Origin of the sequence: Roseovarius lutimaris (genome assembly GCF_900115165.1) — a bacterium.
Lineage (GTDB): Bacteria > Pseudomonadota > Alphaproteobacteria > Rhodobacterales > Rhodobacteraceae > Roseovarius > Roseovarius lutimaris.
Genome location: NZ_FOVP01000002.1, coordinates 122980 through 136309 on the forward strand (window position 1 = coordinate 122980; position 13330 = coordinate 136309).

At 60.5% G+C, this 13330-nt stretch carries 8 protein-coding genes; 6 read left to right on the top strand and 2 right to left on the bottom strand.

Translation table 11 applies throughout. The annotated features are described in order from the left end of the window. Positions 1 to 94 precede the first annotated feature (94 nt). The 3 genes from BMZ91_RS02270 to BMZ91_RS02280 are packed head-to-tail and all read left to right on the top strand — an operon-like array spanning position 95 to position 2644. A complete protein-coding gene (locus BMZ91_RS02270) occupies positions 95 to 853 on the top strand; it encodes a 5-oxoprolinase subunit B family protein (RefSeq protein WP_092834127.1) in 759 nt (252 codons plus the stop codon). Next, complete coding sequence (locus BMZ91_RS02275; RefSeq protein ID WP_092833870.1) at positions 850 to 1872, top strand: 5-oxoprolinase subunit C family protein; 1023 nt, start codon at positions 850 to 852, stop codon at positions 1870 to 1872. The genes BMZ91_RS02270 and BMZ91_RS02275 overlap by 4 nt, the downstream gene beginning before the upstream one ends. A 4-nt stretch (positions 1873 to 1876) precedes the next feature. Then, entirely contained in the window at positions 1877 to 2644 is a 768-nt protein-coding gene (locus tag BMZ91_RS02280; RefSeq protein ID WP_092833872.1) for a LamB/YcsF family protein, read from the top strand. 69 nt (positions 2645 to 2713) lie between these two features. On the opposite strand, the gene BMZ91_RS02285 is transcribed toward BMZ91_RS02280, so the two are convergent. Further along, on the bottom strand, positions 2714 to 4066 hold the full coding sequence (locus BMZ91_RS02285) for an ATP-binding protein (RefSeq protein WP_092833874.1): 1353 nt from the start codon (positions 4064 to 4066) through the stop codon (positions 2714 to 2716). Then, a complete protein-coding gene (locus tag BMZ91_RS02290; protein ID WP_092833876.1) occupies positions 4063 to 4728 on the bottom strand; it encodes a response regulator in 666 nt (221 codons plus the stop codon). Before BMZ91_RS02290 ends, BMZ91_RS02285 begins: the two co-directional genes overlap by 4 nt. A 305-nt stretch (positions 4729 to 5033) precedes the next feature. Here BMZ91_RS02290 and BMZ91_RS02295 point away from each other — a divergent pair, with 305 nt between their 5' ends. The 3 genes from BMZ91_RS02295 to pbpC all read left to right on the top strand — a co-directional run bounded on the left by BMZ91_RS02295 (position 5034) and on the right by pbpC (position 13319). Then, on the top strand, positions 5034 to 5600 hold the full coding sequence (locus BMZ91_RS02295) for a L,D-transpeptidase (protein WP_092834129.1): 567 nt from the start codon (positions 5034 to 5036) through the stop codon (positions 5598 to 5600). 247 nt (positions 5601 to 5847) lie between these two features. Then, on the top strand, positions 5848 to 11274 hold the full coding sequence (locus tag BMZ91_RS02300; protein ID WP_092833878.1) for an alpha-2-macroglobulin family protein: 5427 nt from the start codon (positions 5848 to 5850) through the stop codon (positions 11272 to 11274). Next, complete coding sequence (gene pbpC, locus BMZ91_RS02305) at positions 11271 to 13319, top strand: penicillin-binding protein 1C (RefSeq protein ID WP_092833880.1); 2049 nt, start codon at positions 11271 to 11273, stop codon at positions 13317 to 13319. The genes BMZ91_RS02300 and pbpC overlap by 4 nt, the downstream gene beginning before the upstream one ends. The last annotated feature ends 11 nt before the right edge of the window (positions 13320 to 13330 follow it).

Consider the following 13330-nt stretch of genomic DNA (forward strand, 5'->3'; position numbering starts at 1 on the left):
TGATACCTAAACGATATCTTTTTACACGTATTATGTTGACAATTTATCATCGTTTTGAGATTGTGACAAGTGATATCATCAAGGTTAGGTGACGGTGACAGATCAAGCCAAACAGTCAAAGACTTTTCCAAGGCTTCAAAACGTCGGCCTTGACGGGTTGTTGATCACCTTTGCCGAGCGCTTGTCAGACGGGGCCAATCGCGCGGCGCTCGCCTTTCGCGGACGGGTCGAAGCCGCCGATATTGAGGGCATCACCGAAACGACAACATCGCTCGCCTCGACCTTTGTCCTGTTCGACCCTTTGAAATCCGACCTGGATCATATCCGCGCGCAGCTTTTGGCGCTTTTGGATGGCACGGATTGGGCCGATGTGCCGCTGCCGCAGGGGCGGCGCCTGTGGCGTGTGCCCGCTGCCTTTGGCGGCACACGCGGGCCGCAACTTGATGAGGCCGCCAAGCTGGCAGGGATCGACCGGGATCGGGCGATCGAGGAAATGACAAGCACCCGCGTGCGTGTTCTCACCATCGGCTTTGCCCCCGGACAGCCCTATCTTGGCACCTTGCCACCGCATTGGAATATCCCACGCCAATCGGGGCTGACCAAACAGGTGCCGACGGGGGCCATCGCGGTGGCGATCCGGCAGTTGGTTCTATTTACGGCCTCAACGCCGACCGGTTGGCGGATGATCGGGCAGACCGCCTTTCGTGGTTTTCGCCCGGATCAGGACGCGCCGTTTACCCTTGGTGTCGGGGATGAAATCCTGTTCGCGCCAATCTCTGAGCAAGAGCTGACCGAGATCGAAAACACCGACCAGACCGGGCTTGGCGGCGCCACGTCCGAGGTGATCACATGACGGCCGCCTTGATCGTGCGGCGGGCCGGCCCCGCCATGACGGTTCAGGACCTGGGCCGCAAAGGACAGCTTGTTTACGGGCTGGCGGCGGGCGGTGCCGCAGATCGGGTTGCGCTTGCCGAAGGGGCCGCACTGCTTGGTCAGAGCCTTGGGCTTGCGGCGATTGAAATGGCCGGCATGGGCGGCGAGTTCGAGGCGACACAGGATATCCGCATCGCCCTTACCGGGGCCCCGATGAAGGCCGATCTTGATGGCGCGACAGTGGTCTGGAATGCCAGTTACCTCATGGCTGCGGGCCAGCACCTTACACTTGGCGCGGCCAGTTCAGGCAATTACGGGTATCTGCATGTGGGCGGTGGAATCGACACCAAACCGTTTCTCGCAAGCCGCGCCGCGCATCTGACCGCGGGCATCGGCAAGCTCATTCAAAGCGGCGATCACCTGCCTGTCGGCACCGATCCGCTGCTCGATCAAACCGGCAATGTCCTGATACCGCAGGACCGGTTTTCCGGTGGAACCGTCACCGTTTTACCAAGTGTTCACACCGCTCACTTCCCCGAGGATGTGCGCGCGCGATTCGAGGCCACCGCGTTTGAGCGTACCCCACGCGGCAATCGTCAGGGCGCCGAGCTTGCGTTTGAGGGCGCGCCGTTTTCGACCGGTGAACAGCTTACGATCCTGTCGGAATGCATGACCGTCGGCGATATTCAGATGACCGGCGATGGTCAGCCTTTCGTCTTGCTGCCCGAATGTCAGACCGTTGGCGGATATCCCCGTATCGGTACGGTCACGCCCGGCGACCTTGCCAAAGTGGCACAGGCGACGCCCGGTACGCCCTTGAGGTTCGAATTCGTGACCCATGAACAGGCGCTCGCAGCACATCGCCCCCTTGAAACCCTGCGCGCCGACATGGCACGTTCGGTGCAACCGCTGATCCGCGACCCGCACCGCATGCACGATTTGCTGAGCTATCAGTTGATCAGCGGGGCGATCACCGGATGGGACCACATAGAGGACTAGCGCAATGGCACGAACCGTCGATCTCAATGCCGATATGGGCGAATCCTTTGGTGACTGGACCATGGGCAACGACGCCGCCCTTTTGGATGTCGTCACCTCGGCCAATATCGCCTGTGGTTTTCATGCCGGTGATCCCGACGTGATGGCGCGCACCATGCGATTGGCCCAGGACAAGGGCGTCGGCATCGGCGCGCATCCGGGATTTGGCGACCTTCAGGGGTTTGGCCGCCGCCGGATGACCCTCTCACCCGACAGCCTGCGCAATATGATTCAGTATCAATTGGGCGCGTCGCTGGCGATGGCCCGTGCCGCGGGGTCGCAGGTCAGGCATTTCAAATTGCACGGTGCGCTCTCGAACATGGCCAGCGAGGACGGCGAGCTTGCCCGCACCTGTTACCGCGCCGCGCTGGAGATCGCGCCGGATATCACCATTCTCGTTCTGGCCGCCACCCCGATGCAGCAGGTTGCAGAGGAACTTGGGTGTAACTGGGCCGGTGAGATTTTCGCCGACCGCGCCTATAATGACGATGCCACCCTGGTTGACCGCAAGCGTCCCGGTGCGGTTATCCATGATGCTGGCATGGCGGCGGATCGCATCCTTGGGATGGTCACGGAAAACGCGATTATTGCGGAAAGCGGGAAACGGATCGCAACGCGGGTCGATACGATCTGTGTGCATGGCGACACCACAGAGGCGCTGGACATCGCCCGCGCCGTTCGTGAAAAGCTTGAAAGCAAGGGCGTCCGCCTGGCGCGGTTTGGCACAGCCTGAAGCGGCAGCGTTGATGGCACAGGCCTGTTTGCGCTTGATGTTCTTTGGATCAGACGGTGCGAAACCCACTCAACCTTGCGGAAACACCAGGGTGACAATTTCTCCGCCATCTGCACGCGAGTCGAAATCGACGGTGCCACCAAGACGTTGCAAAGCGGTGGCAACGATCGACAGTCCAAGTCCGCTGCCACCCTCTTTCGCACCGTTTCCGCGATAGAACCGATCCGTTATCCGCGCCCGATCCGGCCCCGAAATTCCTGGTCCGCGATCGAGCACGGCCACCAGACAGTGCTCGCCGTCCCTGGAGACGACGATTTCTACCGTGGCGCCGGGTGGCGAGGCGATGATTGCATTCTCAAGGACATTTCGCACGGCAACCGTCAGAAGGACTGCATTTGCCTGCGTCTTGCCATCGGTGCGGTCATCCATTTGGACCGACACGTGATTGTCGGTGGCGACACGTGTCAGATCCGATACGACCGCCTTGACCACTGAGATCACGTTGCAAGTGCCGTCGCTTGTGCCATCGCCCGTGTCCAGCGAAGCGAGAGCCAGCAGTTGCTTGACCATTCTGTCGGCGCGTTCGACGCCCAGTTGGATGCGATGCAATGCCTGCCCGCGCGTTTCGGAATCGGGCGCAATCGCCGCGACCTGCGCCTGAGTCTTTATTCCTGCCAGAGGTGTCTTGAGCTCATGAGCCGCAAACGAGGTAAAGCTTTTCTCGCGGTCGCGCATCGCATCTACTCGGGAAAAAAGACCGTTCAGCGCAACGCCCATAGGTTTGATTTCACGCGGCAGCGATGCCACCGCCATTGGGCTGAGATTGTCGGCGGGGCGTCGCGACAAAGCGGCGGCCATCTGTTCAAGCGGCACCAACCCACGCCGTACACTGAACAGTATCAGACCAGCGAGGATCGGGAACATCAGCAGCGCCGGAAGGACGAGCCCCTTGGTAACATCCCGGACGAGACGATCCCGGACAGTATAGCTGTCACCCACCATTATCCGCAGTCCCAGCGTCTCGTTGACCACGGAATAGACACGCCATCTCTCTCCATCAATGACATTGATGCTGAACCCGGTGTCGTCACTGGTCAACTGTGCGGTAGGCGCGCTTTTCGAGCTTCCAACCAATATCCCGTCGAGGGACCAGATCTGACAGGACAGTTTGTGTGAATAGCCGACCGGCGAAAACTCGCCATCGGTAGGGATCTCTGTCACTGTCGCTGGAGCACGAGCCACGTCGATACGCTGGTCCGAAATCAGTGAAGACACCATCTGACCGGCCTCGGCAAGACGGGCATCGAGCACGCGCTCGACCTTGGCGCGGGTGGATTGCTGAACCCATATAAAAGCTGAGAGCCACACGATACCCGTCGCGGCAAGCAAGATGGCGAACAACCTGATTCGGATTGAATTCATGATCTGTCCTTAGCCAAACGATAACCGGCGCCGCGCACCGTCTGGATGAAATCGGCACCAAGTTTGGCACGCAGCTTGTGGACGTGAACCTCAACGGCATTGCTTTCGACACCATCCTGCCATCCATACAAGCGGTCTTCGAGTAAGGATTTGGAAAGAATTGCGCCAGGTCGTTCCAGAAGTGCGCGCAGTATCGCGAACTCCCTGGGGGAGAATTCGATTGACTGACCTTGCATCCGCGCGCTCATCCGGGCCGGATCGACATCGAGACCGTTCCATTTGAGAGCGGCGTCGGCACGGCCCTCTGCGCGCCGCACGATTGCTCGCAAGCGGGCGAGCACTTCGTCAAGGTCGAACGGCTTGCCAAGATAGTCATCCGCCCCGGCATCCAGCCCCATGACCCGGTCCTGCACCTGATCCAACGCAGTGAGCAGCAGGACCGGCGTGGTATCGGCGCGTGACCGCAAATCCGACAGAAAATCTAACCCTGTGCCATCCGGCAGCATGATATCGAGCAAGATCGCGGCAAACCCACCCTGCGTCACGGCCTCGCGCGCGTCTGCGATTGTCGTCACCAATTCGGGCGTGAGGCCGGACAGTCGCAGGCCGACAGACAGACCGTCGGCCAGAGATTCATCATCCTCGACGATCAGAACGCGCATGAAGGGACCTCCTTTTCAACTATCCTGCGATGATCCGTAGACCTTAAGCCTCGCTTAAGGCCGCACGGCGACTTACGCAGCATGAAACACGTGGATATCTTCTTGGGGAGCGTACTGTCACCTGTTCAGATGCCTGCCGGATTGCGGGTTTTGCCGTGTTACCGGCGTCCCCACGTCTTGGGCGCCCCGCCGGATGTCCGCAAGGACGGGCCTACATTTGGTCCCGTCAAAACCTATCACGATACGGCGCAGATCGAAAGGATGGCGCCGTTCTTGACGCTGAGAGCATGAAAGAGGAGACCATAATGAAAAGCCAAATAACACGGCGCCATGCCCTGATGTCTGGCGTTGCCCTGGCAGGTAGTCTGGCGGCGCCCACCTTGTTGCGCGCGCAGCCTGCGGTGGAAACAAACAGGCGAAACCAGTCAAGTTTCATTACCCAGGACTGGCGCGATCATTTCGACGATCTGGGTGTCGCCACCATCGTCGCGGATACCGGATCACGCGCGCTGCATTATTGGAGCGGCGACGGCCAGGATTATCGCGTCTACCCCACGTCCGTTCCCGCCTCTGAGGAGCTGACCAAGCGCGGTTACACCAAAATCGTCCGCAAGAAAGTTGGTCCCGACTGGACACCGACCGCGTCGATGATGGAACGGTTTCCGGAATGGCATTACATGCCGCCCGGCCCTGACAACCCGCTTGGCACGCATGCAATGTATCTGAGCTGGCCTGCGTATATCATTCACGGCACGCACGATACCCGCAAGATCGGAAGACCCTCTTCGGACGGATGTATCGGTCTCTACAATGAGATGATTGCAGAGCTGTTTGATATCTCTCCGGTCGGCACCCAGGTGCGGATCATCTGACCTTGCCGCAGGTGGCTGGCAAAACCGTCACCGCAATCCTGATCCGGTAACGATCCTGGCGGGCCGCCTGGCCCGTCAGCATGGCAGGAATTGTGCCTATTCGTCTGGAAGCAGGGCCAATTCACGGTGTTGAACTTTGTATGAGCCATTCCATCAAAAAGGACTCAGACCCTGAATTGCGTGGGTGAATCGTTGTCAGATGGCAGACCACGTGACACGATTGCCGCACAGGCCAAGGAGGGTTCCCATGTTCCGCTTTTTCCTAATGTACGCTTTCGCTGCAAGTTTGGCTGTTCAGGCCGCCGCCCAATCGAGCGTTCCGGACCGGCATCAGGTTGTCACGCAAGACGTCGATTTTTACGGGGCCGATCTTGAACCGCTGTTTGATACCACGCGGCAAGCCTGTGCAAACGCCTGCTTGCGCAATTCATCATGCAAGGCTTACACCTTCAATTCCCGGTCAAACGCCTGTTTCCTTAAACGCGAGGTTTCAGAGAAGGTCCCTTATGAGGGGGCGATTTCGGCCGAGATTTTGCCTGCCGATCCACGTGTTCTGGCCATCGACGATCAGCGCCGCAGCGATCTGGGCTTTCTGTCGGATGCCGATTTGCGCAACGCGATGAAACAGGCGATTAACATCGGGCCGTCACATCCGGCAGGTCAATGGGATGTGGCGACCATGCTGGACGCCGCTCGGGTACGGATCGCCAACAGTGATTTTCTGAACGCTATGCGCTGGACGGGCGCGGCACTCTCGAAATCGGATACCAGCGATCTATGGGCCGAATATGCGCGCCTGTTGTTACGCCTCAAAACTGAAAAACCGTCTGACAAACGCAGCTATCGCGCGCGGGCGCTGAGCGCGTCAACCAATGCCTACCTGCGCGCCCTGACAGATCCGGCACGGGTCTCGGCCCTGTCGGTCATGGCCGAGGCGCTAGAGAAAACCGGGCGTGGGCGCGACATGGTCAGTGCCTTGCGGTTGGCCGAAAGCATTCAGCCGCGGCAGGATATCGTTGCAGCCCTGGAAAAGGCCGTCGCGAAGTATGGCTTTCGTATCACCGAGCATCGCGTTGATAATCAAAGTGCCGCCCCGCGCATCTGTGCCGAATTTTCCGAGAGGCTGATCAAGGCGGGCACGGATTACACGCCTTATGTTCGCCTGCCCGATCAGGGGCTGGTGGTGCAGGCCGACGACCGGCAGATCTGCATTGATGGCGTGCAGCACGGGCAACGCTACAGCGTGACGTTTCGCAAGGGCCTGCCCGCTGCCAGTGGTGAAAGCCTGATCAAAGATGTGGAGCTGTCGTTATATGTTCGCGATCGCGAGCCGAAGGTCAGCTTTCCGGGCCGGGCCTATATCCTGCCCAAGGCCGCCGATGCCGCGCTGCCGATTGAAACCGTTAATCTGGACAGGGTCGAGCTGCTTCTGCGCCGGGTCAGTGACCGCAACCTGTTGCGCGCTATACAGGATGATTATTTTGGTCGCCCGCTCAGTCAGTATCAGGCACAGAGCTTTTCCAACGATGTTGCCGAAGATGTCTGGACTGGTGTCGGCGAGGTGCAAAACCAGCTGAACCAGACTATGACAACCCGCCTGCCCATGGGCGAGGTTCTGGCTGATCAGGCGCCGGGGATTTATGCCCTGACTGCGCGCGTCAAAGGCGTTGACACCCATGAAGATCCGGGCGCGACCCAATGGTTTGTGCTGACGGATATGGGGCTGACCACGCTGAAAGGCACCGATGGGCTACATGTTTTTGTGCGTGGCTTGTCGGATGCGGCCGCGATGGACGGGGTTGAGCTGACCCTGCTGTCGCGCGCCAACCGGGAGTTGGCCCGCCTGCGCACCGATGCCCAGGGGCATGCATTGTTTGCACCGGGGTTGATCCGTGGCACTGGTGGCGCCTCTCCTGCCTTGGTCATGGCAACGATGGGGCAGGACGACATGGCGTTCCTGTCCTTGACCGACCCGGCCTTTGACCTCTCGGATCGCGGAGTTGAAGGTCGGGCCCCGGCGCCGCCGGTCGATGTATTCCTGACCACGGACCGTGGGGCTTACCGCGCAGGCGAAGTCATCCATGCCACAGCCCTTGCCCGTGATGGCGTGGCCTCGGCAATCACCGGCCTACCCCTGACCGCGATCCTGACCCGGCCTGATGGTGTGGAATACGCCCGCCAGGTATCGGCGGATGATGTCGCAGGCGGGCATGTTTTCAATATGCCCATCGGCAACTCCGCCCCGCGTGGCACATGGACGCTCGATATCAGGGCCGATGTGGATGCCCCGGCGCTGGCCCACCAATTGCTGCTGGTCGAAGATTTTCTACCCGAACGCATCGACTTTGACCTGACGCTGCCCAAGGGGCAAATCCGCCCCGGCGATACCCCGCCTCTGACGATTGAGGCGCGATATCTGTTTGGCGCCCCCGGTGCCGGGCTCAAAGCCAGCGGTATTGCAAGCCTGAAGGCAAAGCGAAGCTTTTCCGCGTTCCCTGGCTACAGTTTTGGCAGGCATGATGAACAGGTCTCTACCAACACCACCTATCTGGATGGCGGTGTAACAGATGCTGCCGGGCGGCTGGTGCTGCCGGTGGAATTGCCCAAGGCCGCTGAGGTTGACCGGCCTTATGAGGTGACGGTCAACATTCAGGTCAACGAAGGATCAGGCCGCCCGGTTGAGCGTCGCCTGACACGGATGCTGGCCCCTAGCGGCCCGATGATTGGGCTGAAGGCTGAATTTGACGGCGTTGTGCCCGAGGGCACCGAGGCCGGTTTCAGGATTATCGCTGTTGGCTCAGACCTCACCCCCGTTCCGATGCAGGTTCGCTGGACCATCAACCGGATCGAGACCCGTTATCAGTGGTATCGTGAATACGGCAACTGGAACTGGGAGCCGATCACCCGTCGCGAACGTGTAGCCACCAGTGATGCAATGCTGGGTGATACGCCTGTGGGCGTCGCGGCCCCGGTCGAATGGGGCAGTTATGAGCTGGTGGTCGAGCGTCTGGACGGCCCATATGTGGCCTCGTCGATGGAATTTTACGCGGGCTGGTATGCCCCCGCCGATGCCTCGCAAACGCCCGATACGCTAGAGCTATCACTGGACAAGCCGGACTACCGCAGTGGCGACACCGCGCAGTTGCGGATTGTGCCGCGTTACGCGGGCACAGCGCTGATCACGGTGATGTCCAACCGGGTGATCGACCGGCTGGCGGTTGAGGTGGCTGAAGGCGCGACCGTGATTCCGCTGACTGTGACCGATGACTGGGGGGCCGGCGCGTATGTGACCGCTCAGGTGATCCGGCCGATGAATGTGATCGCGGGGCAAAACCCGGCGCGGTCCCTTGGGCTGAGCTATGCCAAGATTGACCCCGGCAGCCGTCAGCTAAGCGTCAACATCGAGGCGCCCGACAGATTGGCCCCGCGCGGACCGCTGGAGGTGGCGGTCAATGTTGAGGGTCTGGCCGAGGGCGATACCGGTTATGTCACCCTTGCGGCGGTTGATCTGGGTATTCTGAACCTCACCGGGTTCGATAGCCCCGACCCGTCGGCGCATTACTTTGGCCAGCGTCGGCTTGGTGTCGAAATCCGTGATATCTATGGCCGCCTGATTGATGGCATGAACGGGGCCGCCGGACGGGTGCGCTCCGGCGGCGATGCGGGTAATAATATGCAACGCCAGTCACCGCCCCCGACCGAAGACCTGGTGGCCTATTTCTCTGGCCCCGTCACGATTGGCCCTGACGGTAAAGCCCGCGCAAGTTTCGACATGCCCGATTTCAACGGCACCGTGCGGCTGATGGCTGTGGCGTGGTCCGGTAAGGCTGTGGGGCAAGCGGAGCGTGATGTGCTGGTGCGTGACCCGGTTGTTGTTACGGCCTCTCTGCCGCAGTTTCTGGCGCCGGGTGATAGCAGCCGTATCCTGCTTGAAATTGTGCACACTGAGGGGCCAACAGGCCGGATGGGGCTGGATGTCAGCGCAGAGGGGGTGACGCTTGTCGGCTCCATTCCTTCGGGCTTTGATCTGGGCACAGATGAAAAGACAGTGCTGCGACTACCGGTTACGGCAAATGAAGAGGGCGACCACAAACTGCGTGTGGCCCTGACCACGCCGGATGGCAAGCAACTGACCAAAGAGCTGACACTGCCGGTGCGCTCCAACGATCCGGCGATTTCCACCACCCGGCGATTTTCGCTTGGGGCAGGGGATACCTTTACGCTGGACGATCAGGTGTTCGCCGCCTATCGCGCCGGATCGGGCCGCGCCATTGTTTCGGCTGGTCCCTTGGCGCGCATGAACGCACCCGCACTGCTATCTGCTCTTGACCGCTATCCTTATGGCTGCACCGAGCAGGTCACCTCGCAAGCCATGCCGCTCTTGTATTACAACCAGGTAGCGCAGGCGGTGGGGCTTGGTGATGCCGCCAAGGTGCAGATGCGGATTGAGCAGGCGATTGCCCGTGTCCTGACGCGCCAGTCAAGCAACGGGGCCTTTGGCCTTTGGCGTGCAGGGTCCGGGGATTTCTGGCTTGACGCCTATGTTGCCGACTTCCTGTCGCGTGCGCGTGCCGAGGGGCATGACGTGCCGGATCAAGCCTTTGCCATGGCGATGGATAATCTGCGCAACCGGGTGAATTATGCCCCCGACTTTGACAAAGGTGGCGAAGATATTGCCTATGCCCTGATGGTTCTGGCCCGTGAAGGGGCCGCCCGGATGGGTGACTTGCGCTACTATTCGGACGTCAAGGCCGATGCTTTTGCCACGCCACTGGCGGCGGCGCAATTGGGGGCGGCACTGGCGTCTTACGGCGATCAGACCCGCGCCGACCGGATGTTTGCCCAAGCAGTTCGTGTGTCGGCCGCGCCCAAAGGTGAGGAGGGTCAGCACTGGCGCGCCGACTATGGGACGCGCCTGCGTGACAAGGCCGGATTGTTGACGCTGGCAATCGAGGCCGGAAGCAAGGTTGTCGACCGGGGTACGCTGGCCAACGCGCTAAGCCAGGCCGGGCCAGAAATGTCGACGCAGGAACAGGTCTGGAGCCTGATGGCCGCCCGTGCGCTGATTGATGATCCAACCACCGCCGGGCTGACCCTGAATGGTGCATCTGTTTCCGGCCCGTTTGTGCGGATGATCGAGGCGGATACCCTGACGCCGCAAGCCATTCGCAATACCTCGGACAAAGAGACGGACATTACCCTGACGACGATTGGCATCCCCCAGGTGCCGGCAGACGCGGGCGGCTATGGCTATGCGATCGAACGACAGTATTTCGACATGGACGGCAATCCGGTCTCGCTTGACCGGGTGACCACGGGCATGCGGCTGGTTACAGTGCTGCGGATCGCTCCGTTTGAAAAAGGCGAGGCCCGGCTTATGGTCGATGATCCGTTGCCCGCAGGGCTGGAGATCGACAACCCCAACCTGCTTCGTTCGGGCGATATTGGTGCGTTGGACTGGCTTGAACCTGCGGAAGCCCAGCATTCCGAATTCCGCTCGGATCGGTTTTTGGCGGCTGTTGACTGGCGCAGCGACAAGCCTTTTCAACTGGCCTATATCGTGCGCGCTATATCGCCGGGAAGCTACCATCACCCCGCCGCCACGGTTGAGGATATGTATCGCCCCCGCTATCGCGCGCGCACTGCCACGGGCGATATGACGGTTGTTGAATGATGCGCTACGCGCTCTTTGTTTTGGCCGCCGTCCTATTACTTGCTGCCGTGGCGCGCGACGGTGTTGATCAATGGGTGGCGTCTACCGACCTGCCGCCTTTGGTCAGCGAAACTTCGGTTGAGGTGCGAGATCGTAATGGCACGATGCTGCGGATCTATACCGTGGCCGATGGCCGTTGGCGGCTGGCGGTGACCCCTGACCGCGTTGATCCGGGTTTTCTGAAAATGTTGATCGCCTATGAAGACAAACGGTTTTATAGCCACGCGGGTGTCGATCTGCGCGCCATGTTGCGCGCTGTCGGGCAGGCGGTGGTCAATGGCAGGGTTATCTCGGGCGGATCAACCCTGACAATGCAGGTCGCACGCCTGCTGGAGGAAAGCGGCACCGGGCGATGGCGTGGAAAGCTGCGGCAAATCAGGCTTGCGTTGGCGTTGGAGCGCAAGCTGAGCAAGGCGCAGATTCTGACGCTTTACCTGACACGCGCGCCTTATGGTGGCAATCTGGAAGGCATCCGCGCGGCAACTCTGGCGTGGTTCGGCAAAGAGCCCAAACGCTTGACCCCGGCTGAAGCCGCCTTGCTGGTTGCCCTTCCGCAATCACCCGAAGCCCGGCGGCCCGACCGGAACCATGCAGTGGCTGAGGTGGCGCGAGACCGCGTTCTGGCGCGCATGCAGAAGTCCGGCCAGTTAACTATCGGGGCAGCTCGCTCTGCATTGAGCGAGCCTGTTCCCTCCCGCCGTCGTGCGTTTCCTGCCTTGGCACCGCATCTGAGCGACAGGGCTTTGGGTGCCGCTCCCATGACAAACCGTCACCATTTGACATTGGATGCATCGCTTCAGCAAAGCCTTGAGAGTCTGGCGAACAAGGCTCTTTTCGGGTTGTCCGATGACGTGTCGGTTGCTTTGGTTGTTGCGGATCACCGCAGCGGCGAAATTCTCGCCTCGGTTGGGTCTGCCGGTTATGATGCAGGCCCTGCGCGACAGGGGTACGTCGATATGACCCGCGCCGTACGATCCCCCGGCTCCACGTTGAAACCGCTGGTCTATGCCATGGCCTTTGATCGTGGTTTGGCGCATCCGCAAACGTTGATAAATGACCGGCCTGTGGCTTTTGGCAGCTACGCACCGCAAAATTTTGACGGTCAGTTTCGAGGTGAGCTGCCGGTTGCCGAAGCCCTGCGCCAATCGCTCAATATTCCGGTTGTTTTGCTGATGGATCAAATCGGCCCGGCACATCTGATGGATGTGATACGCCGCTCTGGCGTTGACGCAAGACTACCCGGTGATCAGGCCGGATTGGCCGTTGCCTTGGGCGGTATTGGTGTGACGCTGAACGATCTGGTGCAACTTTACGCGATGCTGGCGCAAGGTGGAAAGGCGCGGCCGCTATATTGGAATGCCGATCGGCCGGCGGGTAATGCGCAACACCAGATCGTCAGCCGATCCGCCGCTTGGCAAGTGGCGGATATCCTTGCGGGAATAACCCCGGCAAACGGCGCACCTTCGGGCAGGATGGCCTATAAGACCGGCACCTCTTACGGCCATCGCGATGCATGGGCCGTTGGATTTGACGGGGCGCATGTGGCCGGGGTGTGGATTGGTCGCGCCGATGGTACACCGGTGCCCGGCGCCTTTGGCGGCGATCTGGCAGCGCCGGTCCTTTTTGCGGCCTTTCAACGGCTGAAGCCAAAGATTGATCCGCTGCCCGCCCCTCCGCCCGAGGCGCTGATCGTGTCCACAGCGGAACTGCCTCAACCCCTGCGTCGGTTTGCCGGACGCGACGCGGTTTTTCAGGCTGCTTCTGATGCGCCCAAGCTGATCTTTCCCCCGGATGGCGCGCGTCTTTCGGCCCGTGACGGCCTCCCGGTCAAGCTGCGTGACGGCAAACCGCCCTTTACGTGGCTGGCCAATGGGTCACCAATTCTGACTGGAGTGTATCGACGTGAAACGGCGCTCACTGGAATTTCCGAAGGCTTTTCAAAAATTTCCGTGATTGATGCCGCAGGTCTATCCGCCCGCGTTACCGTCTATGTCGACCGGGATTAAAGTCGCCGGTT